The sequence below is a fragment of the Sphingorhabdus sp. 109 genome (assembly GCF_902506555.1).
Lineage (GTDB): Bacteria > Pseudomonadota > Alphaproteobacteria > Sphingomonadales > Sphingomonadaceae > Parasphingorhabdus.
This window is the reverse complement of sequence record NZ_LR732707.1, coordinates 962,623-988,449: the sequence shown is the minus strand read 5'-3', so window position 1 is coordinate 988,449 and position 25,827 is coordinate 962,623. Positions and strand designations below refer to the sequence as shown.

General features: G+C 57.0%; 21 protein-coding genes. 10 read left to right on the top strand and 11 right to left on the bottom strand.

Annotation, left to right across the window (positions count from 1 at the left end; all coding sequences use genetic code 11):
* Positions 1-164: 164 nt before the first annotated feature.
* The 11 genes from BOSE62_RS04795 to BOSE62_RS04745 form a co-directional block, all read right to left on the bottom strand.
* Complete coding sequence (locus BOSE62_RS04795; RefSeq protein WP_236553840.1) at positions 165-719, bottom strand: hypothetical protein; 555 nt, start codon at positions 717-719, stop codon at positions 165-167.
* Positions 664-1,530, bottom strand: a complete 867-nt coding sequence (locus BOSE62_RS04790) for a hypothetical protein (RefSeq protein WP_159642547.1) — start codon at positions 1,528-1,530, stop codon at positions 664-666. Before BOSE62_RS04790 ends, BOSE62_RS04795 begins: the two co-directional genes overlap by 56 nt.
* 33 nt (positions 1,531-1,563) lie before the next feature.
* The gene (locus tag BOSE62_RS04785; protein WP_159642545.1) at positions 1,564-1,923 is read right to left on the bottom strand and encodes a hypothetical protein; all 360 of its coding nucleotides are present in this window, start codon (positions 1,921-1,923) and stop codon (positions 1,564-1,566) included.
* Positions 1,924-2,112: 189 nt separating this feature from the next.
* Entirely contained in the window at positions 2,113-2,994 is an 882-nt protein-coding gene (locus tag BOSE62_RS04780) for a hypothetical protein (RefSeq protein ID WP_159642543.1), read from the bottom strand.
* A 379-nt stretch (positions 2,995-3,373) separates the two neighbouring features.
* Positions 3,374-4,057, bottom strand: coding sequence for a TetR/AcrR family transcriptional regulator (locus tag BOSE62_RS04775; RefSeq protein WP_159642541.1), 684 nt, complete (start codon positions 4,055-4,057; stop codon positions 3,374-3,376).
* 220 nt (positions 4,058-4,277) lie between these two features.
* Positions 4,278-5,729, bottom strand: a complete 1,452-nt coding sequence (locus tag BOSE62_RS04770; protein ID WP_159642539.1) for an efflux transporter outer membrane subunit — start codon at positions 5,727-5,729, stop codon at positions 4,278-4,280.
* Entirely contained in the window at positions 5,729-7,324 is a 1,596-nt protein-coding gene (locus tag BOSE62_RS04765; RefSeq protein WP_443028804.1) for a DHA2 family efflux MFS transporter permease subunit, read from the bottom strand. Before BOSE62_RS04765 ends, BOSE62_RS04770 begins: the two co-directional genes overlap by 1 nt.
* Positions 7,321-8,559 (bottom strand): HlyD family secretion protein, encoded by a 1,239-nt coding sequence (locus BOSE62_RS04760; protein WP_159642537.1) that lies wholly within the window; start codon positions 8,557-8,559, stop codon positions 7,321-7,323. Before BOSE62_RS04760 ends, BOSE62_RS04765 begins: the two co-directional genes overlap by 4 nt.
* A 248-nt stretch (positions 8,560-8,807) precedes the next feature.
* Positions 8,808-10,676, bottom strand: a complete 1,869-nt coding sequence (locus tag BOSE62_RS04755) for an AMP-binding protein (protein ID WP_159642535.1) — start codon at positions 10,674-10,676, stop codon at positions 8,808-8,810.
* A 10-nt stretch (positions 10,677-10,686) separates the two neighbouring features.
* Positions 10,687-11,082 (bottom strand): 2,4'-dihydroxyacetophenone dioxygenase family protein, encoded by a 396-nt coding sequence (locus BOSE62_RS04750; protein WP_159642533.1) that lies wholly within the window; start codon positions 11,080-11,082, stop codon positions 10,687-10,689.
* Positions 11,083-11,104: 22 nt separating this feature from the next.
* Complete coding sequence (locus tag BOSE62_RS04745; protein ID WP_159642531.1) at positions 11,105-13,336, bottom strand: TonB-dependent receptor; 2,232 nt, start codon at positions 13,334-13,336, stop codon at positions 11,105-11,107.
* 234 nt (positions 13,337-13,570) lie between these two features.
* On the opposite strand from BOSE62_RS04745, the gene BOSE62_RS04740 reads away from it, so the two are divergent.
* From BOSE62_RS04740 to BOSE62_RS04695, 10 genes are all read left to right on the top strand, one after another.
* Complete coding sequence (locus BOSE62_RS04740) at positions 13,571-14,548, top strand: helix-turn-helix domain-containing protein (RefSeq protein WP_159642529.1); 978 nt, start codon at positions 13,571-13,573, stop codon at positions 14,546-14,548.
* Positions 14,549-14,662: 114 nt separating this feature from the next.
* Positions 14,663-15,448 carry a glucose 1-dehydrogenase gene (locus tag BOSE62_RS04735; RefSeq protein ID WP_159642527.1) on the top strand — a complete coding sequence of 262 codons (786 nt, stop codon included), beginning with the start codon at positions 14,663-14,665 and terminating at the stop codon, positions 15,446-15,448.
* Complete coding sequence (locus tag BOSE62_RS04730) at positions 15,445-16,428, top strand: thiamine pyrophosphate-dependent dehydrogenase E1 component subunit alpha (RefSeq protein ID WP_159642525.1); 984 nt, start codon at positions 15,445-15,447, stop codon at positions 16,426-16,428. The genes BOSE62_RS04735 and BOSE62_RS04730 overlap by 4 nt, the downstream gene beginning before the upstream one ends.
* A complete protein-coding gene (locus BOSE62_RS04725; RefSeq protein ID WP_159642523.1) occupies positions 16,415-17,464 on the top strand; it encodes an alpha-ketoacid dehydrogenase subunit beta in 1,050 nt (349 codons plus the stop codon). The genes BOSE62_RS04730 and BOSE62_RS04725 overlap by 14 nt, the downstream gene beginning before the upstream one ends.
* Positions 17,461-17,691: a biotin/lipoyl-containing protein gene (locus BOSE62_RS04720; protein WP_159642521.1), complete on the top strand. Its 231-nt coding sequence runs from the start codon at positions 17,461-17,463 to the stop codon at positions 17,689-17,691. The genes BOSE62_RS04725 and BOSE62_RS04720 overlap by 4 nt, the downstream gene beginning before the upstream one ends.
* A complete protein-coding gene (locus BOSE62_RS04715) occupies positions 17,691-18,371 on the top strand; it encodes a lipoyl protein ligase domain-containing protein (protein ID WP_159642519.1) in 681 nt (226 codons plus the stop codon). Before BOSE62_RS04720 ends, BOSE62_RS04715 begins: the two co-directional genes overlap by 1 nt.
* A 174-nt stretch (positions 18,372-18,545) precedes the next feature.
* Positions 18,546-19,745: an efflux RND transporter periplasmic adaptor subunit gene (locus BOSE62_RS04710; RefSeq protein WP_236553838.1), complete on the top strand. Its 1,200-nt coding sequence runs from the start codon at positions 18,546-18,548 to the stop codon at positions 19,743-19,745.
* 44 nt (positions 19,746-19,789) lie between these two features.
* Complete coding sequence (locus BOSE62_RS04705; RefSeq protein ID WP_159642517.1) at positions 19,790-23,014, top strand: multidrug efflux RND transporter permease subunit; 3,225 nt, start codon at positions 19,790-19,792, stop codon at positions 23,012-23,014.
* Positions 23,011-24,420 (top strand): efflux transporter outer membrane subunit, encoded by a 1,410-nt coding sequence (locus BOSE62_RS04700; protein ID WP_159642515.1) that lies wholly within the window; start codon positions 23,011-23,013, stop codon positions 24,418-24,420. The genes BOSE62_RS04705 and BOSE62_RS04700 overlap by 4 nt, the downstream gene beginning before the upstream one ends.
* A gap of 224 nt (positions 24,421-24,644) precedes the next feature.
* On the top strand, positions 24,645-25,817 hold the full coding sequence (locus tag BOSE62_RS04695; protein WP_159642513.1) for a thiolase family protein: 1,173 nt from the start codon (positions 24,645-24,647) through the stop codon (positions 25,815-25,817).
* Positions 25,818-25,827: the final 10 nt, after the last annotated feature.

The following is a 25,827-nucleotide window of genomic DNA, read 5'->3' as shown; positions in this document are numbered from 1 at the left end:
CTCGGTCTTTCGGTCATGTTGCATTGTCCGAGGTGCTGCGGGTGCTGTAATATTATCCCCTTGCGGAGTAGCTCGTGCAGCCAGCGGTGTAGCGGCGGCTAAGAGCAACATGCTTAGCCAGATAATAAAAAGCCCCTGTAATCTGCGCAATATCGTCAACCCGGTCATTTGCAAATGGCCAGCCATTCCATCAGATTTTGCATGCCTTTGTCGGTTTGATCGCGATAGGCTGTGGTAAGCTTATTGGCATATTCCTCCGCTGTGCTGCGCTGTTCGTCGAAATAGGCGCTATCGTCGTCCTCATCCATTTCCCGCCGGGCAACCCTTTCCCAGTAAATCTTCCGCTTTTTGGCATTGCCTGAAGACAATTCCTTGCGTAGCGCATCCGTAAATTTGCGATCTGACCTCTCGAGGAGAGAGGAATTCCAGCGTTCCCAGACGGCGGAACAGGTCAACATTTCTGAAAGCGTTTGCGGAGACGCACCACTGGTAGTCCAGAGTTCGAAGGCGGCATTGTGCGCCGGTGCGTCGGCTGATTGCGCATTGACGGCAGAGACCGTGCTGCCAAAAACCGCAACAGCGGTAACAACTGACAATAGTTTATACATGCCGGGAAACTTTCTATTGGTGATAAATGATTGGGATAAATGAATGATGTCCGGTTCAATCTTCCTTGCAGACGGTTCCGCCTCCCGTGCCACTGTAGGATGTGCAGACAACCAGACCACTTCCGCGCTTGGGCTTATATGGTTTACCAGTGCCCAGAGACCCCACCGGACGTGCATTGGCCTGTCGCGCCTGTTGGGCACGATCATCCGCAGCACGCTGGGCCCATTGACGGGCGTCGTTCTCCGACTGTCGCTTCATCCGCATACGCCGCTGGTATTCGGCAAAGACAAGACGCGTGGCCGGTGGATTATATTGCCAGTAAAATTTATTTGCGATCGTATAGACCGCTTCGTCGCTCAATTTGCGCAAGCCGCTTGCGCCGATTTCGACGATAATATTTCCCAGAAGGTCGCCATCCTCGTTCGGTTTGAACATGCTCTTGCCATAGGGATAATGATAGACAAGATAGTCGGCAACGGCGCCATAGTCGCCGGTGCGGTTTATATAGGCGCGCAAAGAGGCCGCAGATAAGGTTCCGAGCGAGTTCAATTGTCCTTCCTGCTCGGCGGATTGCATTTCCGTCCGCTCGTCATAGAGATCGGAGCAATCCTGCGCGATGCCCAGCACATATTGATCCAGGCCCGACCGGCCATTTTTTTTCTTATAGTCAGCCCAGATCGTATCAATCGCTTTTGCCGCCCGTGCGCGGGCAGCAGGATCATTGCCGGTCTCTTCGCCGAAATGGGCCATCGCACGAGAGCCCGGGACCGAATGCTGGACCCCTTTTGACGAAGCAAAATCGAGCGCCAGGGCGCATTCATAGATCAGCTCGGAATCATCCGCGCTCGCCTGTGCAGGAGCGGTGGCGATGGCCGGAACCATGGATAGAATTGAAATGCCGAAAATGCGGGATATGGACATGATCGCCGTTTCCTTTTGCTACTCGCTTTGCGGTCAGCTTCCTTGAAAAACGGCCATTTCCCGGTCACAATCCTTCGAACGGCCGAGCATGTAATTATATGCTTCATCAGCGCCCATAGCGCGGGTCCGCTTGTTATATTTCGCTTTGGCCGAAATCAGAGATTGTTCGCCGTCGAGACCGGTTTGTTGCTCGATCAAGCGAATGACGTTCATCCAGTCGGCCGACCCATAGTTCAACTGGACCTCATTACCTTCGGCAATCCCAACGACATATGCACAGCTGGCACTTATCTCCATCAGCTTTTTGGGGCTCGGACCCTTGGCTGAAACAGGTGCGGCGACGAACGCTATTCCGACGGCCGCCAGGGGAAATAATGAACCTAATTTCAACATGTTCTACTCCAGACAAAAACCACATTCTGTCACCTATCGTCCACCATATGCATCGGATCGTCGACCTGCCCTGAAAGTGGCTAATCGGAGGCGAAAAAAGCGGAGCAATGCGGGTGCAAATTACAAATTTGGTAAACAACTTATGGTGTTGTCCATATTGCGAATGGGCTGATGCGTATTGGATGAAATCTATGTTTTCTTGCCATTTGTGTTGTGAAGCCCCTGCAATGGTTGGCCGAACATCGCGGCCCGGGCTCTGGCTGCGGCAGTCAATATGGGTCTAGGCAAATTGAAATACGCGCTTGGACTCATGCCGAGGAAATATTGAAAGTCCCGCACCATATGGCTCTGATCTGTATATTGCGGATCAATAAATTCACGCCATTCCGCATAGGGGCGCGAGTGCATGGTTCCAAGCATCCGTAAAAACCGTTGACGGCGAAGTAGCAATTTCGGCGTAAACCCCAATGTCTGCTTAGACAGGCGCGCAAGCTGGTTTTGCGTTATTCTCAGGCCATTGGTAAGCTGCTCCACGGTAGCAATATCCGGGTCAGCAAGGAGGGATAATAGATCTTCGACTATGTCTGAGGAACGTCGCGCAGGTCTGCTTCCAATCCGCCTTAACAAGAACTGATCAGCAATGGCTTTACGTGCATCAATATCCGCTGCAGCTCCGATATCTCCAATAAAATCGGAGCCCTCCGGTCCTTCCAGAACAGAAGCCAAGGGGACGATCCGATCCGCCATACTGCTTGCATCGATATTCCAAAGTCGCCCCCAACCGATTGGCAAGATGCCTATCCCGAAACTGGCTCCGCTACCTTTTATATATGTTGGCTTGCTAGTCGGTCCTTGCAGGACAGCACGCGCACCCGTTCGGACTGGCTGTCCCCCGGCATCAAGACCAATAATCCACGGTCGATCCAGGGCCAAGCGGATATTGGCCCACTCAGGATGCAGGTAATCCTCAACCGGTTCATCCCCCGACGTGGAAAACTCATAATAAGTTGATATAAGGGGAAGTAGCTCAGGCGCAGGAGCGCGGAAAGCTATCGAAATAGTTGGGTTCATACATCATATGATCTGCAACAGATTATTCTTTGTAGCAAGCAATAACAAATTACGGTCGAAACTAGATTTAGCCGTTTCAGCGCAAGCGGAAGACTACGCTTTTAGCGTGAAACGCAAATCAAATGCAGCTTTTGAAAATCGGGGTATGTCTAGGGGTATAATAAGAAAAGTCTGAATTATTATAATTGAATTACAATGCTTTATCTCATAAGAGCGATAGCCACCCTGTCCGCCACTTTTCATCGGCAATTCCAAATGACAGGTCACGTGCCTGCGAAACGTGGAAACGGGCGTCAAAGACCACAAGGAAGCAATCCGGAGGCAATATTTTCCCCTGGACGCCGATGCGATCGAGATCGCCGCGCCCGCACACCGAGAATCAGAAGCAGAACGTCTTCTTGATCATTGCCCAGTAACGGGTTGCCCATTGCAAATGCGGCTCCCGGTCGAACTTGTCCTGCACTTCAGCCAGACGGGCATGTCCGCAAATCCCTTCCATCAGAAAAAGCGACGCGGTTTTGATCTCGCTCATCCTGATTTCTCCCCGTTGAACAGCACGCTCCAGCAATTCGCTGATATCGTGGATCGCCACTTCTGCACTCCATCCCCGCATCGAAGCACCGCCATCCTCCGTTTCGATATCGAGCCAGTCGATAAGCCTTTCCATCAGACGCCCTTCCGGAGAATGATAAAACTCCACACCATCTGAGCATAGAGCGGGGATAGCCTCGTCGATATGATGATGCGTGACGCCTTCGAACAACCCCCGAGTCCGTTCCTTGATATTTTTCATCAGAACCGCGCGGAGAAGTTCCGCCTTGCCGGGGAAACGGGCATAGATGGTAGGCTTGCCAAATCTCCCATATTTGGCAAGCTTGTCGATCGAAAAATTCTCAAACCCTATCTGGAGCAACAATTCCCAGCTTGCCTGCAATATACGATCGGTCAGAACCTCGGCATCTTCGGCGCTCGGACGACCGGCGCGAATGACGGAACAGACATCCATATCGTCAGTTTTGGTGCTCGTTTGCACCGGTTCGGGTTGATCTTTCGGATCTGTCACGATTGCGTCCCCGAAGGAAACGATCGCGATGCCGCCTGCAATCGGCACCACAAGAAAGCGTCAAACCGTTCAAGTAAGACGCCCATATTCTTTCCAAAAGCGTTACTCGCCGTTCCATGCCCTTTGATCCTCTCCGCTTTTGCGGCTATCGGATCAATCATTAGAGCGCAGAAGCGCGGTGTCAATATCCAACGATTCGGCATCATTTTCCCTGAAACCATTACGGGGCCTGCTGCCAACCCAGTCCCAACGCCTTGTTTACGGCAATATAGGCTTCCGCAAGCTCGGCCCGCGCCGACGTACTAGACATTTGAGAACGCAGCAAATCGCGGTTCGCAGCCAGCGCATCCGATCGTGCTATCGCTCCTGCCTCGGCACGCATTTGGTCCAGCGCCGCCCCGCGCCGGGCGGCAGCCTCGGCCTCGAGCACCTGACCAAAGGCTATTCTCGTACCGCCAAACCGGGCCAGAGCAGCTTCGCTGTCCGCCAGTGCGCCGAGCACGGCTGCGCGGTAATTGGCCTCTGCTTCGGCAAAAGCGCCCCGGCTTGCATCAACCCGTAACTGGCTACGCCCGCCATCAAAGGCACTCCAGCTCAGACGCGGCAGGGCAAGACCGATCAGGCGCGACGGGTCAAAAAGATCGCCGATGGAATCACTACCCAGCCCGAGCAATCCGATGAAACTTATCTTCGGGAACAGCTCTGCGACGTTGACCCCGATATCGGCATTGGCCGCAGCTAGATTACGTTCCGCCTGACGAATATCGGGCCGCAATCGCAACATATCTGCTGGAGAGCCAATCGCAACCTGATCCGGTGGCAGCGGAACCGGAGTTTCAGCGGCCAGCAAAATATCAAATGCTCCCGGCTCCCTGCCTGCCAGAACGGCCAACTGGTCCTGCGCGATCGTGATCTCGATATCGTTCCGCGCCGTTTCAGCCAGAGTTTGCATTTCCTGTCCACGCCACTGCTCCACCGGATGCAAGGTGCCGGTTCCCTGCTTATAACGCTGTTGGGCGAAGGCCAGCAGCTGACGGTCAATCCGCAACTGCTCTGCAAACATGGCTTTCATTTGCTGGCGAGCGCGCAAACCGACATAAACTCTGGCAACTTCCGCCGATAGCGAAACCTGCGCATCGGCGAGACTGGCCCGGCTCCCTTCAAAACGCGCATTGCTGGCTTCGACCCGGCGGCGGTTTCCACCAAACAAGTCCAGCTCCCAACTCGCGTCGAAGCCCAGGCTCAGGCTTTCCGCGGTGAAGCGGTCACGGTTACTCTCCGGATCCACCAGCTCAGCTGGTATGTTGATATAGGGGGTGGATGCAGACGCCCCGATTGCAGGCAGCGCATTGGTGCGCGCCGACTGCAATCCCGCACGCGCCTGCGCAACCCGTGCAAGTGCCGCATCGATAGAAGGTGCGTTGGTAAGCGCTTCTTCTACCAATCCGGTAAGCACCGGATCATCCAGCTGCTCCCACCAGGCCGCAGCCGGTGCGCGCGGCACAGTTTCATCCGGAGCGCGCAAAAATGCGCCACGCGCGGTGCTCTGCCCCGCCGTTTCCGGCGGACCGGAATAGTCAGGCCCGACTGTCGTACAGGCTGCGACTGCCAACGGAGCCGTCGAGAGCAAAAGGCTTTTGGAAAGGGTTCTGAATATGCTGGAAATTGTCATCAGTGCATTGCCATATTGACCTGCCCCTTGGGCAGCGGTTTCAGGAAGATTGCCAGCGTGGTCACCAACAGAGTGCCGATGGCCAGCAACCAGAATTCGTCGTTAAAAGCCATCACCAGCGCCTCGCGCGTCACGGTGGCGTCGATCATCTGGAAAGCGGCGGTCATGCCTTCCGTCCCGCCACCATATTGTTCTACAAGCGAAGCAAACCACCCTTGCGTTGCCGGATCATTGGCCTGCAGGTTCGCGTGCAGATTCCAGCGATGAAACTCCCAGCGCGTGTCCTGAACGGTTGCCAGCAAGGCAAGAGTGATCGAGCCGCCGAGATTGCGGGCCGCGTTGAACACGCCGGCTGCATCGCCGGCATCATCGACATCGACCGCGCTGATCGCCGCCTGATTGAGGAACATGAAGCCTAATATCTGGCCAACGCCGCGCATCAACTGGCTTTCCGTAAAGTCCGCGCCGGTCGATTGTGCTGTAAGCGAAGCATCCCAGAAGCAGGAAAAGGCCATCAGTCCAAAACCAAGCGCCACGGCGAGCCGCAGATCGATGGTGCGGATCATCAGCGGCACCAGGGGCATCATGAGCAGCGCCGGAACGCCGGAGAGAAAGACGACCTGCCCAGCCTGCAGCGCGTTGTAATCCGCTATGGCGGCGAGAAATTGGGGAATGACGTAAGAGGTTCCGTATAAAACGCCGCCCAGGATCAATGCGAGCACCGACACTGCTGCAAATTCGCGGTTTTTCAGGAGCGCCAGTTTTATCACCGGCTTTTTTGCCGTGAACTGGCCAAATGCCAGAAGCGCGAAGCCGATTACCGTGACGATACTCAACTGCCATATCAGCGCGGATTCAAACCATTGCTCCTTGTGTCCATCCTCCAGCACGACCGTGAGTCCGCCCAGACCGAGCGACATGCCGATAATGCCGAGCCAGTCGGCCGATTTCAGTTCCTCGAGATTCATTTTCTGGTCAGGCAGGCCAAATATGAGTAGTCCGATCAGCAAGGCACTGACGGGAACGTTGATGAAAAATGCATAGTGCCAGCTAAGATTTTCGGTGAGCCATCCCCCTAGCAATGGCCCCAGAACAGGCCCAAGGATCACCGTCGCACCGAAAAGAGCGGTTCCGATTGGCTGCTGCGAAGGCGGCAAACGGGTGGCAATAATGGTCATCGCCGTGGGTATCATCGCACCGCCGGTAAAACCCTGACCGATACGGCCAATGATCATCGTCGTAAGATCGTCTGCCAGGCCACACATAGTCGAGAACGCCGTGAACAGGACTGCCGCAATCAGCAGGAACCGGCGCAATCCGAAGACCCGTTCAAGCCAGCCGGTAAGCGGTATGATGATGATTTCGGCAACGAGATAGGCGGTTGCCACCCATGTGCCTTCCGACGCAGACGCACCGATTTCGCCCTGAATGGTGGGAAGCGAGGCGTTGACAATCGAAATGTCGAGCGTCGCCATCAGAGATCCCAGTGCCCCGGCGGCGACACCCATCCACGCACCCAGATCGGCTTTTTCCGGTGACGGTGCGGAGCCTGACGTCGTCAGACCGTCGGCGGGAGGTGATGCGGCAGCGCTCACCGGTCGCCAGCCTGCTCGCGCTCAATAGCTGCCACGGAATCGCGCCCTGATCTCGTGTCGACAGAAACCTCCAGCGACAGGCCGGGCACCAGAATGCGGCGCGATTCCGGCCCCGCTTCGATCCGCAAACGGACCGGCACACGCTGGACGATTTTCGTGAAATTGCCGGTCGCATTCTGGGGAGGAATCAGCGAGAAATTTGCGCCCGTTCCCGGCGTGATGCTTTCGACCACACCGCGAAACTCGACACCCGGAAGCGCATCAGCCACAATGGAGGCGGACTGACCCGGCCGCATCAGTCCGATCTGCGTTTCCTTGAAATTGGCCGTCACATAAATATCGCCGGTGGGGACGATGGTCATCAAGCGCTGGCCGGGCTGGACGAACTGACCGGCACGCGCTGCCAGGCTGCCGACGCGGCCGCCTACCGGTGCCGTCAGCTTGGTATCGGACAGATCGTCCCGGGCGCGGCTGCGATCCACCCGGGCGGCCTGGATCTGGGCCTGGGCCGCACCCGTCTGGGCTTGCAGGGACATTACCCGTTGCCGGGCCTGATTTACCGCAGCCTGATTGCCTCGCCGTGCCGCGATCGCCTGGGCAAGTTCGGTTGTGAAACCGTCGAGACGGGTCGAAGGTTCTGCTCCCGAAGCGACCAGCGGCCGGTAGCGGCTGATCTGCTGCTCGAGATACTGTATCCGGGCCTGGACCGAAGCGACTTCCGCTTCGGCGGCCGTAACCGCAGCTTGCGCCTCGCGTATATTCGACCGGGTAACTGCCTCATTGGAGCGGGCCAGGGCGATTTGGCTATCGGCGGCATCGATCCGGTTTGCATAATCTGATGCCCTGATCTGGACGAGTAATGCACCCTCGTCGACCGTTGCGTTTTCCGCCACCACGACTTTTTCGACAAAGCCGGAAAGTTTCGAAGAAATCGCAACATCATCTGCGGTGACAAAGGCATCATTGGTTGATTCCTGATATTTTCCAACCGTCTGGTAAAGCCAGAATTGATACGCGCCAAAAGCCAGAGCCACAATTGCGATGACGATCAGCAACGGGCGAAACCAGGAACGATCGGTCACCGAGGGAGCATGATCATCCTGCGACTGGTTCTCCGGTGCGGAATCGCAGTCTGCGTCCGGGCTATCGCCTCGCAGCTGGTTCTCATCGACCGGATTGTCGGAATTTCTTTTGTGGGAAGAGGGGGAGGAAGTCTGAAGAGGGGTTTCTGTCATTAATAATTCCCGAAACGAAACGGTATCGTTCTTTTAAGTTTCTGCGCATTTGGCTGTTCGCTATCGCTATGTCAATGGGCTAGTGATCGCAGCGGGCAAAAAATCCGAGGTCGATAGTGTTCGTCACATCGCTTCGAAATGAGAATCGAGATCGTAGCAGGAGATGAGGCCGGGAGCAGGTCGTAGGCACAATATCTCCCTGCCCTCAAGCCGCTGCGCTGGATTTCGCAGGCTCGATCTACGAACCGCTAATGGTCGGAAACATCCAACTGGGCTAGTATCGCCTCAATCGCGTCAGGATTTTCGATTGTGCTGGGCATGGTGACGTCCTGACCATTGGCAATCGAGCGCAGCGACGAACGCAGAATTTTCCCCGAGCGCGTTTTTGGCAATGCGCCAACGACATGGATGGTCTTCACCGATGCGACAGCTCCTATTTCAGATCGGGCATGCGCGATACAGGCGGTGACCAGTTCCGCTTCACTTTGCTGTCCGGAAGCGACAACAAAAGCAACCGGGATCATCCCCTTCAGCATATCGTCGGCCCCGATCACCGCGCATTCCGACACACCGTCAACCTCAGCCAGCGCGCCTTCCATCTGACCGGTGGACAACCTGTGCCCGGCAACATTTATGATATCATCGGTTCGGCCCATCACGTGCATGAATCCATCCGCGTCGCAAAAGCCTGCGTCACCAGTTTCATAATATCCGGGATAAGATGCAAAGGCTTTTTGAAAGCCTTCGTCATTGCTCCAGAGTCCTTTGAAGCAGCCTGGTGGCAAGGGGCAATCTATCACAATATTGCCCACCCCTTCACCGGATACAGGCTTACCATCGTCGTCCAGCACATGAAATTGGTAACCGGGCACCGGGAAACCCGCGCTGCCCGCTTTACGGCGCACATCACCCAGACCTGCACAAGTTGCCAGCGCGGGCCACCCCAGTTCCGTCTGCCACCAGTGATCGATAACCGGACGCCCAGTACGCTTTTCCAGCCATTTTATCGTGTCCGGGTCAGCGCGTTCGCCGGCCAGAAACACCGCCCGGAGCGAGGGCAAGTTGCTTGCCGGATAGAGCGCGCCATCCTCGTCTTCCTTGCGAATGGCGCGGATGGCGGTTGGAGCGGTGAAAAATACCGAGACCCGGTTACGCTCGATAACCCGCCAGAATTCGCCGGCATCCGGCGTGCCCACCGGCTTGCCCTCATAGAGGACCACGGTGGCACCCGCGAACAGCGGCGCATAGACAATATAGCTGTGGCCGACCACCCAGCCGACGTCGGAAGCCGCCCAGAAACATTCGCCGGGCTTCAGGCCGTAGACATGGCGCATGCTCCATTCGAGCGCCACTGCATGTCCGCCATTATCGCGCACCACCCCTTTCGGCGTTCCGGTGGTTCCCGATGTATAAAGGATGTAGAGCGGGTCGGAGGACATGAGGGGAACGCATTCGGCGGGCTTGGCCTTGGCAAGCTGTTCCGACCAGTCTTGCGCCCAGCCATCGCCGAGGTCGGCGCGCAGAGTCTCGCGCTGGAACAGCAGCACGGCTGGCACCGGGTGCCGGGCCTGCGCCAGACTCTCGACCACCAGCGGCTGGTAGGGAATGACTTTCTGGCCTTCTATTCCGCAAGATGCGGTGAGCAATAATCTGGGCTCGGCGTCATCGATCCGTTTCGCCAGTTCCGGCGGGGCAAAACCGCCGAACACGACCGAATGTATTGCGCCGATCCGCGCGCAGGCAAGCATGGCGAACAGGGTTTGCGGGATCATCGGCATGTAGATGATCACGCGGTCACCCTTCCCCACGCCTTGCGCCGCGATCATGCCGGCGGTTCTTGCAACCTCCGCCTGCAATTCGCGATAAGTAAATGTCTGCCGCCGTCCGGTAACCGGGCTTTCGTAGATGACCGCATTCTGGTCCGCCCTGCCCCCGTCGACATGGCGGTCCACGGCATTGTAGCAGCTGTTCAGCTGGCCATCGGGAAACCAGCTGTTGCTGTCCTCGTCCCAGCCGATCGTCGGCGCTGCAATCCAGTCGATTTCCGAAGAGGCTTCCAGCCAGAAACGATCCGGATCGGCGATATTATCCGCTATGGACTTTTCATATTCATGCATCGGGAGCAGCTTATCCGTTCGACAGCTCGGTTAAAAGAGAATGATCCAATATCGATGTCACATTGTCTTCGTCGTCGAGAAAAACGACCGGGCCATGATTGGTGAAATAGAGCTCGGTATATTCCGGAAAAGCCGTGTGGTCGTGGATAACATCCAGCGGCTCATAACCATAGGTGCCTTCGAGCGCCACGCCCATGCGATATTCCATCTTGCCCTTGACCACATAATATTCTCCCGCGCCGAGGTGACGGTGCCGGGGAAAGAAACTGCCTGGCTGGCAGCGTAGCAGCACTGTCCATCTGCCCGTCTCCTGGCTGGCAAAGAAGAGCTTGAAATCGATTCCCTCCACCAGATTGGACCAGCCAATATCTCCGGGGGTGGTCAGCAGTTCAGGCACAATATCCATGGTCAAATCCTGTCTTCTGGGGTTAGAACGTAAGCCGGAGTTCGGCACCATAGGTGGCCCGTTCGCCATAATAGCGCGGCACGAAACCGAAACCGCGCAGATCGGTCGCATCGACAATATAGGCCTTATCGGTGACATTTTTGGCCCAGGCCGCCAGTTCCCAGCCGTTGTCAGGATCGGATAGCGAGGCCCGCAAATTGAGCAGCCCGTAGCCCTCTCCGGAACTGATCAGAGGGTCCTCGGCATTGTTGTAGAATTTCTTGCCGGTATAATTATATTCGGCCCGCCAGCGCGTTTCGAAGCGTCCGACTGGCACGGTAACCTGGGCGTTGGCCGACAGGGTGAATTTTGGCGCGCCCGGCATGCTGTTACCGGAGAAATCCCGGGGCAAGCCGGAAACCGGATCAATCGCCCCGGACTGGTAATTTTTGAATTCGGCATCCAGGACGCCGAAATTCAGGCCGAGATCGAGCCAGTTCGTCGGCGTCGCAAACGCCTCGACTTCTATGCCCTTGATCTTCGCATCGGCGGCATTGTCGAGGCCCAGGGTCGGGACGGCGCTGCCCGCCTGTGTGTTGACCGACAGGACCTGCAGATCGCTGTAATCATAATAGAAGGCCGCAACATTCAATCTCAGATTGCGGTCGAACAGGGTCGATTTGAAGCCGACTTCGTAGGAAATCAGGGTTTCCGGATCAACCTGTGTGCGCTCCGCGATATCGGTGATAATCCCGATATTGAAGCCACCGGCCTTGAACCCTTTGTCAACGCTGACATAGGCCAGCACGTCATCGGTGACATCATAATCTGCCGAAAGCCGCCAGGAGAATGACTTGTAGGAATCGCTGAGCCTGGCGAATGGTACCAGCGGGATGGGATCGCCATTGGCAATATCGTCATCGAAAAATCCTGAGATAAGGTCAGCCTGATGGGTCGACCGGACCTTGTCGATCGTATAGCGGGCGCCAACGGTAAGGCGCAACTCGGGCAATACCGAATAGGTCGCCTGGCCAAAGGCGGCATAGGCCTTGTTCTTGCGGGTGGCCTGGGTGATCACCGGCAAGGCGCCCTGGGCGAAGGTCAGTTCGCCGAGCAGATCGGCATTGCTGCGCGCGTCAAAATCCTCGTAGAAATAATAGAGGCCGGCGATCGCATTGAGGGTGCCGTCGTCATAGGACAGCTGGAATTCCTGGGTGAACTGTTCGGCATCCGTCAAAAAGGTGATTTCATCGATCCGGAACGGCCCGCCATCGACATCCACGCCATTGTCGACGTCGCTCTTGTCATAGCCCGTCAGGGAGCGGATCGACCAGTCGCCGAAATCATGCTGCGCAACGAAATTGACGAAAACATTGTCCGAATGATTGCGTGAAGGGCCATTGAAATTGAGCAAGCGCTCGTCGTCGGGGAAAGGATCGGTATAGCCGAACAGATCGGCTCCGTTGATCGTGCCCACCGGCTTGTTTTCCAGATAGTCGCTGCGATCCCGGCCCCCGCCGACGGTCAGCCGGAGATCGGTATCGGGACCGGGGCGCAGGCGGAAAATCGCGCGCGCCGCGGCTTCGTCGACATTGATCGCGTCTGTGCCGTCGAACCGGTTGAATTTTTCGCCATCCCGTTTGCGAACCATGCCGGCGACCCGGACCGAGAATCCGTCGGTGATCGGCAGCGATGCGGCCACCTCGCCTTCAAACAGGCTGAAACGGCCATAGCCGAAGCGGGCGTTCCCCTCGAACCGGTCGTCTGGCAATTTGGAGAAAAACTGGATCGCACCGCCGGTGGCATTCTTGCCGAACAATGTGCCCTGCGGGCCACGGACGACTTCTATCCGTTCCAGATCGAACAGCGAGAAAATCTGGCTGCCGGTGGATGCCACCACGACGTCATCGCGATACACGCTGATAGGACCGATCGATGAACTGTTAAAATCATTATTGCCGACGCCGCGAATGAATATATTCGGGACACCACCGAACGTCTTGATCTCAAGATTGGGAACCTGGTCGCCGATCGAAAGGCTGTTGGTGAACCCGGAGTCGGCAATCATCTGCGTATCGAAAGCGGACACGGACACCGGCACATCCTGCAAATTCTGCGCCCGCTTCTGCGCCGTGACGACGATGACATTGACGCCGCCGCTCTGCTCGTCGGTATCGACATTGTCCGGCACGGCCTGAGCCAGCGCGGTGCCGTGGGCTAGCAATGAAACCGATGCAAGGGATACAGCTAGGGTTGCGCGACATAAATTCTTCATTGTTCTTCCTTCTCCTGAACGGTGAGCCATCTTGTGTGCGGCTTTCCGATTGGCAGGGTATTAGCCCGCATGGCTTTGACGTTTCTTGCTTGGGAACGGCGTCATTTTTGTATTCCTGTGAACCGATTTGTCCGAAATTGTTCCAGAGAGACACCAAACTTGGCAATGTGCGCCAGAAAAGCACACCGGCTTGCGAACGGCGCCAAGCCGTCGTAGCATCGACCCAGGAGAGGGATGATGAAAATAATTGAGGAAGAGAGCTGGCAATCGACCAGCCTGCCTCCGACGCGGCAATTGCCCGGCTTTCAGGAAGTGCTGGACCGCACCCATTTTCACTGGGATCTGAAATCGGCACGGGATGACCAATATATAGCCGAAGTACGACGGCGTGCGGTCAATGACTATATGCTCACCCATATTGTCGCCGACCCGGTCACCGGATTCCGGTCGATGGACGATGTCAAGAAAAGCAATGACGCCTATTTCTGTCTGCTGTTTTTCACGCAGGGCGAATGTCTTCTCGAGCAAGGCGCCAATGAAACCGTCGTGTCCAATGGCAAGATCGCGATCTGGGACAGCACCCGTCCCGCCAAATTCCAGAACACCAGCAGGCTGACCCAATATTCAATATTGATCCCGCGCGACAATGCCAAGATCATGATCCCCGGAATCGAGGACATGTGCGGCCTTAGCGTCGATGGCAACAAGGGACTCGGCTCGATCCTGCATTCCCATCTGGTGCAGATCCACCAGGCCATCGAACTGGTGGAACCGGAAGACCGGCCGGCCGTGTTGCGGGCCACCGTCGAACTGGTAGCGGCCGCCTTCAAGCCGGAAAGCACCAACCGCTCGAGCACCGTCTTTCGCCAGGCGGTCCTCAACCGGGTGCAGGAATATATAATAGCCAATCTCGGCGAGCCGGACCTTTCACCGGCAACGGTGGCAGCGGCTTTCAAATTTAGTCCACGCTATCTGCACCGTTTGTTCGAGGAATCGGACGAAAGCGCAGGCAGCTGGATCCGCAAGCGACGGCTGCATGCCGCCAAGGCAGATCTTGCTGACCCGGCAAAAAACAGATTATCTGTCACCCAGATTGCCATGCGGCGCGGTTTCGCTGACGCTTCCCACTTCAGTCATGCGTTCAAGAAGGAGTTCGGACAATCGCCACGACAGTTCAAGCAGTCATGCAAGAGCATTGATCCGCACGACTGAAGCAATCGCTTCGCATGCAGTTCGCCCAGAATCAACTTTGTAGCCACGCTGACACAAGCGGAACGGCGCGCCCTCTCCTATTTCCGAAACACAGAAAATAAAGAGGATGGGATTATGGCAGCACGACTGCAAAACAAGGTCGCGTGTATAACCGGGGCAGCGCAAGGCATTGGAGCCGGGATCGCAGAAGCCATGGCGAAGGAAGGCGCGCAAATCATCATCGGCGACATCAATGACAATGGTGCCCAGTCGCTCGCCAAACAAATTGGAGCCAATGCTGTTCATCTGGATGTATCATCGCAAGAGGATTGGCAGGCATTGCAAGATCATGTCGAAGAGCAATTCGGGCGGCTTGATATCCTGGTCAACAATGCCGGTCTGGAGCTGGTCAAGCCGATGCAGGACCATAGTCTGGCAGAGTGGCGCAAGGTCATGGCAGTCAATGTCGATGGTCTTTTTCTGGGCTGCAAGACGTTCGAGGCGTTGCTCCGCGAATCCGGAAAGCCGGGTTCCCCTGCCTCGGTAATCAATATTTCCTCGATTGCGGGCCTGGTCGGCTATCCCGACCAACTGGCCTACAACACATCCAAAGGCGCTGTTCGGCACATGTCGAAAAGCCTGGCGATCGAATGGGCGGCGCATGGTGATGCGATCCGGTGCAATTCCATCCATCCTGGCTGCATCCGCACGCCGATGCTCGAAATGGCGGTGGACGGATGGGTTGAAAACGGCTCGGTACCCGCCGATGATCCGTGGAGCGCGGTCGCAGCGCTATGCCCGTTGAACACGGTTGGCCTGCCGGAGGATATTGCCATGGGCGCGATATATCTCGGTTCTGACGAGTCCCGCTTTGTCACCGGAATCGAGCTGGTGATCGACGGCGGGTGGGTTGCCCGATGAGCAGCAACCACAGCAAGCGCCTCTGGATGTATGCGCAGATGGTCAAGAGCCGCCATTTCGAGGATATGATCAAACCGGCCTATTTTGAAGGCAAGACGCCCGTCTTCAATATGGCGAAAGGCCCGCTGCCCGGCGAGATGCATCTCTCGGATGGCCAAGAGCCGTGCGCCGTCGGCGTATGCGCACATTTGCGCGCTGACGACACCGTCACAGCCACCCACCGGCCTCACCATATCGCAATCGCCAAGGGCGTCGATCTGAACGCCATGGCGGCAGAGATTTTCGGCAAGAAGGACGGGTTGGCCGGCGGACGTGGCGGTCATATGCATTTATTCGATCCAGCGGTGAATTTTTCCTGCTCGGGAATTATCGCCCAAGGGATGGGCCCGGCAGTCGGCGCAGCGATGGCGGCGAAGATGCAGGGTAGCGATGCCGTTGCGGTTGCCTTTTTGGGAGAAGGCGCTGCCAATCAGGGCGCTTTTCACGAAAGTCTGAATTTGGCCTCGGTATGGCAAGCGCCGGTGGTCTTCGTCATCGAGGACAATAGCTATGGCATTTCCGTTCCCAAAACCGCCTGCACCGCAGTTGCCAGCAATGTCGAACGTGCGGCGGGCTATGCCATGCCGGGCCATAATGTCAGAAACAATGATCCGGACGGCGTCTATGAAGCCGCGGGTATCGCGATCGACCGGGCGAGGTCCGGCTCGGGGCCCAGCCTGATCGAGATAGAAACGAGCCGGCTGGAAGGTCATTTCATGGGCGATCCGGAAGGCTATCGACCCAAGGACGAGGTCAAGCGATTGCAGGAGCGCGATCCGATCCCAGCCTATCGGGCCCGATTGGTCACGGAAGGATTTGACCAAATGGAACTTGATCGCGCTGAACGCGAAGCCCGCGAACTCGTCGACCAGGCCTTTTCGTTTGCCCGTGGCAATGAGTATCCCGAACCGAAGGAGGCCTTTGACCATGTCTTTGCCTGATGCAACTGTAGAGAAACCGGCTTCCGAACGCCGGCTGACCATCGCCAAGGCGATGAGCGAGGCAATCGGCCAGGAGATGGAACGCGATTCCACCGTACTGGTGATGGGCGAGGATATCGGCAAGATGGGCGGCGTGTTCGGCACCACAACCGGACTATTCGAAAAATTCGGTAAAGATCGCGTCCGAGACACGCCGATTTCCGAAACCGCTTTCATTGGCGCGGCCGTTGGTATGGCCGCTTCGGGGATGCGTCCGGTGGTTGAGTTGATGTTCGTCGACTTTTTCGGCGTCTGCATGGACGCGATCTACAATCTGGCCGCCAAGCAAAGTTATTTTTCCGGCGGCAAAGTCTCCTGTCCGATGGTGCTGATGACCTCGGTTGGCGGCGGCTATGGCGATGCTGGCCAGCACAGCCAGTGCCTCTACGCCACATTCGGCCATCTTCCCGGCATGAAGGTGGTGATCCCGTCCAATGCGCATGATGCCAAGGGCTTGATGCTCTCGGCCATCCGCGACGACAATCCGGTCATTTTCATGTTTCACAAGGCATTGCAAGGCATGGGATGGCTCGGCACCGTAGCCGGTTCGATCAATGATACACCGGAGCGCGAATATTGCGTGCCGATCGGCAAGGCCTCGGTCGTTCGCGAAGGAAGCGATATCACCATTGTCGGACTCGGGGCCACCGTACATCAGGCACTCGCCGCCGCGAAAAAACTCGATGACACCGGCATTGACGCAGAAATTGTGGATTTGCGCACGATCGCGCCGCTTGACCGGAAAACAATCCTTGCCTCGGTTGCCAAAACCGGCCGGCTGCTGGTGGTCGACGACGATTATCTGAGTTTCGGGATCGGATCTGAAATCATTGCGACGGTCTGCGAAGCGCTTCCCGCGCCGCTAAAATATCCACCGCAACGGATGGCCCACCCCGACATTCCGATCCCATTCACCCCGGTGATGGAACATTTTCTACTGCCCGATGCCGGAAAGATCGAGAGCAGGGTTATCGCCATGATGGGAGAGAAAACATGACTGATATATTGGTTCCCCATGGGCAGTGGGAAGCGGATCAGGACGCCGCCCTCGCCACTTGGCTTTACGGTGATGGCGAAACCGTGCAGGAAGGAGTGACGGTCGCCGAAATCATGGTGGAGAAAACCAGCTTCGAAATCCCCGCTCCGGCCAGCGGTACGCTTTCCATAGCGGTTGAGGAGGATGCAATCGTGGCCCCTGGACAGGTGCTTGGCTCGATCCGGTAATGGCGGCTACAACGGAGCGGGCCCTTGTCCGTCATCTGGCCCGCGCGATTTCGCCGGAGACGGAAATTGAAATCTGTTCGGGACAGCAGGCGATCGACCGCGACGATGCACTTATCGAGAAAGTTGCGGCCTTTCCGCCCGGAGCTTCATGCATCAGGATCTGGGAGAACCATAATTGTCTGGTAACAACCCGCCGCATCGCCAGACGGGCCGCTTTTGCAGAAGCTGTCGCCGCGAGCGCTCAATCAGGCTGGCCCGTTTATGTCCGCTCTTCAGGAGGATCGACCGTTATCCATCGCCCGGGAATTTTGAATATCTCGCTCGCCAAAGCGGCAGGCGCCGACATCGTGCAACCCGAAACCAGCTATGACGACTTGCTCCTCATGTTGCGAGACGGCTTGCAAAAACTGGGTATCGAACCTTCGATCGGGGCTATCAAGGGCGCCTATTGCGACGGCAAATATAATCTCTGCCTGAATGGCAGAAAAATCGCGGGAACCGCATCGCGCATCGTCCGCCGGAAACAGCAGACCGTCTATCTCTGCCACGCATCCATAGCAGTATACGGCTCGCCAATGCGGGACATCTCCCTGATCAGCGCATTCGAGCAAAATATGGGCCTGGACCACATATATGCGCCATCGAGCCACACCACCTTGATCGAACTGGCGGGTTTCTGACAGGAACAAGGCTGGCGGCACCCCCGATGCCCGGGGAAATAAAAGGCAAAAAATTGATTTGAAAATCAAAGGTCTATGCTGCAGCGCACAAAGAGTGTTGCGATTACGGTCTTTTCTCCCTATTTCCCCAGATCAACTTATTGGCGCTCCCCCTCGACCAACAGGACAATCGACATGATGAAAAAAACGCTGGCTGGGCTTTTGCTTCTCGGTCTCACGGCTTGTTCCGGTGAACCGGAAGCTCCTGTTCAGCAACCCGTACCGGTCGAAATATATACTGTCAGCGAATCCGAGATACCCAATATCGTGGAACTGCCGGGACGGGTCGAGGCGATACGTGTCGCCGATGTCCGGGCTCGGGTGACCGGGATTGTGCAGCGGCGCCTATATGAAGAGGGCAGCCATGTGCGGGCGGGACAGCCCCTGTTCGCCATCGATCCGTCGGAACTGCGTGCCAGCACAGCCCAAGTGCGGGCAAGCCTCCAACGGGAAATGGCCACAGCCGCCAATGCGAAGGCCGTGGTGGATCGTTATCGCTCACTGGTCGAGGAGCAGGCTATCAGCCGTCAGGAATATGATGCCGCGGTCGCTGCGTCCCGCGAAGCCCAAGCCAGCGTTGCACAGATCAAGGCCGAGCTTGATGCAGCCAATTTGCAACTCGGCTACACCACTGTCCGTGCGCCTATCGCCGGTCGCTCGCGCAGCGCCGAAGTGACGGAAGGCGCCCTGGTCAGCGCTTCCGAAGCCACGTTGCTGACCCAGATCGAACAAGCTGGTCGCGTATATGTCACGTTCGCGCAATCATCTTCGCGCATTATGGACGTCAGGCGAGGCATTGCTGAGGGTACCATTATACTGGACGAGAACGATAGATCCGAGGTCCAGCTGGTTTTCGAGGACGGCACAGAATATCCGATACCCGGGGAGATCGACTTTCTTGATTTTTCCGTCAACGAAACGACCGGCACGGTCAACCTGCGCGCTGAATTTGCCAATCCTACCGGTCTTTTGCTGCCCGGTGAATTCGTGCGCGCGCGCATATTCGTGGGGACGAGGAAAGGCGGCTTTATAATTCCGCAGAAAGCAGTAACCGTGAGCGAGACGGGTGGCGTCGTCATGGTTATCGACGACGAGGGGAAGGCAGCGGAACGAGCCGTCGAACTCGGCGCGATGACCGGATCGATGTGGATCATCGAGTCTGGTCTGAAAGCGGGCGACAAGGTCATCACCAGCAATCTGCAGAAAATACAGTCCGGCATCCCTGTCACGCCTAAAAAACCCGAAGTAAAGTCAAATGGCTCCGGCACCAAAGCGACGCCGAAGACTCCGGAAGCCTCATCCGCCGCAAAACCGAAAACGGAGGCGGCACAATGAGCGTGAACAACCAATTTCCCATCGCGCACAAGTCGGATTGAGCTGTGCCGAGATATTTCATTGACCGTCCCATATTTGCATGGGTCATCGCGCTGGGCATCCTGTTGTCGGGGTTCATCGCCCTGCGTCAATTGCCGATCGAACAATATCCCGATGTCGCACCGCCATCACTGAGCATTTCTGTATCCTATCCCGGTGCAGACGCCGCGACGCTGGAGCAGAATGTCATCCAGCTGATCGAGCAGCAACTGAACGGCATTGATGGCTTCCTCTATATGTCGTCGTCGAGCGAGAGCAACGGCACCGGAACGATCACGCTGACGTTTGAAGCGGGTACCGATATCGATATCGCGCAAACCGATGTACAAAACAGCCTGAGCACAATCGAGGCCCGCCTGCCAAGCGATGTGACCGCTCAGGGTATACAGGTGAGGCAAGCCACAAGCGGATTTCTGCAGATTGTCGCACTAACTTCGAAAAGCGGAACTCTGGATTCAACCGATCTTGGCAATATTGCGTCGACCCAGGTTGTCGACGAATTACGACGGGTGAACGGCGTGGGTGACGTGACTCTGCTGGGGTCCGAATATGCCATGCGGATCTGGCTGGATCCGGAACGGCTGGCCTCGTTCGGCCTGACGCCGTCGACGGTGCTGGCGGCCATCCAGGAACAGAATAACCAGACCGCAGGCGGTTCGATTGGAGCACTTCCCGTGCTGCAGGACACTCAGATCAACGCCACCATCACGACGCAAAGCCGGTTCACCACCACGAAACAGTTCGAAGAGATCATCCTGCGCGCAGAAACGAGCGGCGGCACAGTCACGCTGGGCGACGTGGCGCGGGTGGAAATCGGAGCGCAAAGCTATTCGACATCGACGACACTGAACGGCCAGCCGATGGCCGGGATGGCGATCCAGCTGGGCACCGGCGCAAACGCCCTTTCGGTTGCCGAAGGAGTGGAAGAACGGATGCAGGCGATAGGCGACAGCCTTCCTGCCGATGTCGAATGGGCGATTCCCTACGACACCACTCCATTCATCAATATCTCGATAGAGGAAGTCGTTACTACGCTGATCGAGGCGATGATTCTGGTCTTCCTCGTGATGTTTCTGTTCCTGCAAAGCTGGCGCGCCACGCTCATTCCGACATTGGTTGTGCCGATTGCACTAGCCGGCGCGTGCCTGGGATTGTGGGTATTTGGATTTTCGATCAACGTTCTCACCCTGTTCGGCATGGTGCTGGCGATCGGCATATTGGTCGATGACGCGATTATCGTGATTGAAAATGTCGAGCGTATCATGCGCGAAGAGGGGCTCGGCCCTATTGAGGCATCGCGCAAGGCAATGGACCAGATCACCGGCGCGGTCATCGGTATCACATTGGTACTGGTCGCCGTGTTCTTGCCGATGGCTTTCTTCCCCGGATCGACCGGCGGCATCTACCGTCAGTTTTCCGTAACGCTCGCGGTATCCATATTATTCTCCGCGCTGATGGCATTGACACTGACGCCGGCCTTGTGCGCGAGCCTGCTGAAGCCGATCAGAGAGAGCGGATCAGAAGGTCAAGTTGACCGGGAAGAAATCGGCGAGTCTTCCGCCACCGGCGCGGCGGGGATATGGGCGAAGCTTCTGGCTTTCGTCTCCGACTGGCTTAACCGGTTCAATCTCTGGTTTGCCAAGCTTACAGAACGCTATGGTCGTGCGACCGACTCCATGCTGGGGCGGCCGATGCGCGGTCTCGCCATATTTCTGCTATTATGCCTGGTCAGTGGCTTCTTGTTCCTGCGCCTGCCGACCGCATTCCTGCCCACCGAGGATCAGGGATATCTGATTACCGTTATTCAATCGCCTTCAGGTGCCACCTTGGAACGGACTGAAGAAGCAGTGGAACCGGTTTCCGAGCATTGGATGAACAAGGAGGAGGTTGCCAATCTGGTCGTGGTGCGCGGCTTTAGTTTCTATGGCCAAGGGCAGAACAACGCGATGATGTTCTCTCCGCTGATCGACTGGAACGAACGCTCGGCGGACGAAAGCAAGGCGGATGCGCTGTTTGAAGAAGCCATGGGCCAGTTCGCGCAGAATGAAGATGCTATCATATTCGTGATACAACCTCCTGCCATCCAGTCTTTGGGCAATGCCAGCGGCTTCAGCGTGAAAATCCAGGACCGTGCGGGCTTGGGCCGTGAGAAGCTGACCGAAGCGCGGGACCAGTTACTCGGCATATTGGCCCAAGGCGACATTGTCACGGGTGTCCGTGCGGAAGACCAGCAGGCTGCTCCGCAGCTCAAAGTCGACATCGACCGTGTCTTGGCGCGCTCGCTCGGCCTGTCGATCAGTGATGTTAACACGACATTGTCGATCAATTTCGGATCCGCATTTGCCAATGAATTCATTCTCGACGGTCGCTCGCTGGAAGTCTACGTGCAGGCCGACGCACAATATCGCATGACGCCGGAAGACGTAATGGCGTTGCAGGTCCCCAATGATCTAGGCGAACTGGTGCCATTTTCGACTTTTGCGACCGCGAAATGGACGGCCGGCGCGCCCAGCCTTGCGCGCTACAACGGCTATCCCGCGATGACCGTTTCCGGATCTGCTGCAGCAGGCGTGTCGTCCGGCGATGCGCTTGCAGCGGTAGAAGAGGCCATGACGCAAATGCCTGATGGAATCGGATATGAATGGACCGGCATCAGCTATGAAGAAAAGCAGTCAGCCGGTCAGATCGGATTGTTGCTTGGTCTCTCGGTTCTGGTGGTCTTCCTGTTGCTCTCCGCTCTTTACGAAAGCTGGGCCGTACCGTTTGCGGTGCTCTTGATCATCCCCATCGGCATGCTGGGCGCGGTGCTATTTTCCATGATGCGGGGATTGTCGGCTGATATATATTTCAATGTCGGCCTGATCACCATCATCGGTCTGGCAGCGAAAAACGCCATTCTGATCGTCGAATTTGCAATTGAAGAAGAGGCCGAGGGAAAATCGATCGTCGATGCCGTCAAAAGCGCTGCCCGCCTGCGGCTGCGACCGATCATCATGACGTCATTAGCCTTCATTCTCGCTATGGTCCCGCTTGCCATTGCCACGGGTGCCGGGGCGAACAGCCGCATAGCGGTGGGCACCGGTGTGATGGGCGGGATGATCAGCGCAACCGCCATCGGCATTTTCATCATACCTTTGCTGTATATGCTGGTACGGCAAAATCTGAGCCGAAAGGCGCCAATGGCTGCCGGCTCGCTCGAAGAAGAACAGGCGGGGGGAGACAAAGCATGACCGGCACGCCCCGCCTCACTCTGGCAGCCGTTTTCGTTTCGACCAGCATGCTCGGCGCTTGCGTCAATCTGGCGCCCGAAGACCGGCGCCCCGATCTGCCGACAGCGCAAGCCTTTGCCAGCGAATACCGCCCCGACGGCCTCGTGATTGCCTCGCAATTGGGCTGGAGCGAATATTTCAATGACCCGCAGCTCAAGCAGCTGCTCGCTGCGGCGATCGAAAACAACCGTGATCTTGTTGCAGCGACAGCGCGCATCGAACAGGCGCGCGCGCAATATCGAATCCAGGACAGTGCACGCCTGCCGCGGTTTGATGCCAGCGGCAGCGCCACCCGGACACGCACACCAGTGGATACGGATGGCAGCAGCGCGGTTACATTTGACAGCTATAATATTGGTGTTGCCGTTACTTCTTTCGAGCTGGATTTCTGGGGCCGCGTTCGCAATTTGAGTGATGCCGCGCGTGCCAGCTATCTGGCCACGATCTCGGCGCAACGCGCTTTCTATCTGTCGCTGATCGGCGATGTTGCCTCGACTTATCTCGAACTTATCGAAACGAGAGAGCAGATTGCCTACGCCGAAGCGACGCTGCAAAGCCGGACCGAAGGGTTGAGGATCGCCAAATTGCGACTGGATGCCGGGATCACATCAGCGCTGGATTACCGGCAAGCCGAAGTTTTGCTGACACAAGCGCAACAGACACTAGGTGCGCAACGCCTGTCGCAGGCCCAATCCCGTAACCAGTTGGCGGTACTGGTCGGCGGCCAGCTTCCGGACGATCTGGACACTGCCCTCCCTCTCGAGCAACAGGAATTTGCAGGCCCCCTCGATGCCGGCCTTCCCTCTGATCTGTTGCTTGCCCGTCCAGACATCGTTGCGGCCGAGCAAAACCTCAGCAGCGCCCGCGCCAATGTCGGTGCGGCGCGCGCTGCATTTTTCCCGAGCATTTCCCTGACCGGTTCCGGCGGCCTGACGTCGGACAGCTTGGACAATCTTTTCGATGGGGATAATCTTACCTGGAGTTTTGGACCATCAATCAGCTTGCCGATATTCGACTGGGGTGCCCGAGAGGCCGACCTCGGCCTGGCCCGCGCGCTCGAAACAGAAGCGGTCGCCAATTATGAAAAGACCGTCCAGACGGCCTTCCGCGAAGTATCGGATGCCCTCGCTGGGCGCCGCTGGCTCGGCGAGCAGGTGGTCACGGCAAAACGCACGGTTGCGGCCCAGGAAGAGACGGCGCGAATTGCCCGTTTGCGCTATCGCGAGGGCGTGGTGGACTATCTGGAAGTTCTCGACGCCGAGAGAAACCTGTTCAGCGCCCGGCAGAGCCTGCTGGAGTTGATCCGCACAAATGACCAAAATCATGTATCGCTGTTCATCGCGCTTGGTGGCGGCATAAAGCCCTGATAAGCTCGTCAGCCTGCCCTTTCAGGGCGCTTGTTACCCGGTCGGCGCGGTATCGAACCGAAGGGTCACCCTGCACAGCCGATGATGCATCTGGATCGATCTGCTGAAGGATTCTATACTGTAGCGCGGTGGACATTTTCAACGCGCCTCGTATAAATTCCGATCGCAACAGACCGCCATGTTCCAGAACAAACAATCGCGGCAAATCATCAGGAGAATCCATCATGCGTGAAGCAGTCGTCGTATCCTATGCTCGAACGGGTCTAGCCAAAGCCGCTCGTGGCGGTTTCAATATCACGCCCCCAATGACCATGGCGGCCCATGCTATCAAACATGCAGTGGCCAAATCGGGTGTTGAAGCGGATTATGTCGATGATTGCATATTTGGCAATGTCGCGCACGGGGCACCCAATATCGGACGCAACGCGGCGCTTCTGGCCGGCCTTCCCAAAACAACCGCAGGCGCGACGATCAACCGCTTTTGCTCGTCCGGCATGCAGGCGATTGCCATTGCCGCAAACCATATCCGCGGCGACGGTGCCGATTGCGTGGTTGCAGGCGGCGTCGAAAGCATATCGATGCAGGGCCCGCGCGCGCCGGAAGGCACGATCGACGAGAAAATCCTGACGATCGCTCCCGCGATTTTCATGCCGATGATCGAGACCGCCGATATCGTTGCAGAGCGCTATAATATCAGCCGCGAATATCAGGACGAATATTCCCTGCAATCGCAGCAGCGCATAGCGAAAGCTCAGGAAGCCGGTCTTTTTGATGATGAGATCGTGCCGATGCAGACTAAAATGAAGCGGGTCGACAAGGAGAGCAAGGAAGAAACCGTCGTTGACTACACGGTCGACCGGGACGAGTGCAATCGTCCGACCACCACGTTGGAAGGTCTTGCCAGTCTCAAACCGATCATGGGCGAAGACAAATATATCACGGCGGGGAATGCCAGCCAGCTGTCCGACGGAGCGGCCGCTCTCGTGCTGATGGAAGCGAAGGAAGCGGAGCGTCGCGGGTTGAAACCGCTCGGGCGCTTTGTCTCCTGGGCGGTCGCCGGGTGCGAACCGGATGAAATGGGCATTGGCCCGGTATTTGCGGTTCCCAAACTGTTGGAGCGCCAGGGCCTGACCGTGGACGACATCGATATCTGGGAACTCAACGAGGCGTTCGCCAGCCAGTGCCTGTACAGCCGCGACCGGCTGGGTATTGATCCGGAAAAATATAACGTCAACGGCGGCTCTATCTCGATCGGCCATCCCTTCGGCATGACCGGCGCGCGCTGTGCCGGTCATCTGTTGCAGGAAGGCCGCAGGCGGGGTGCCAAATGGGGTGTTGTCACCATGTGCATCGGCGGTGGACAAGGCGGCGCCGGACTTTTCGAAATATATCCCTGAGCTAAAACAC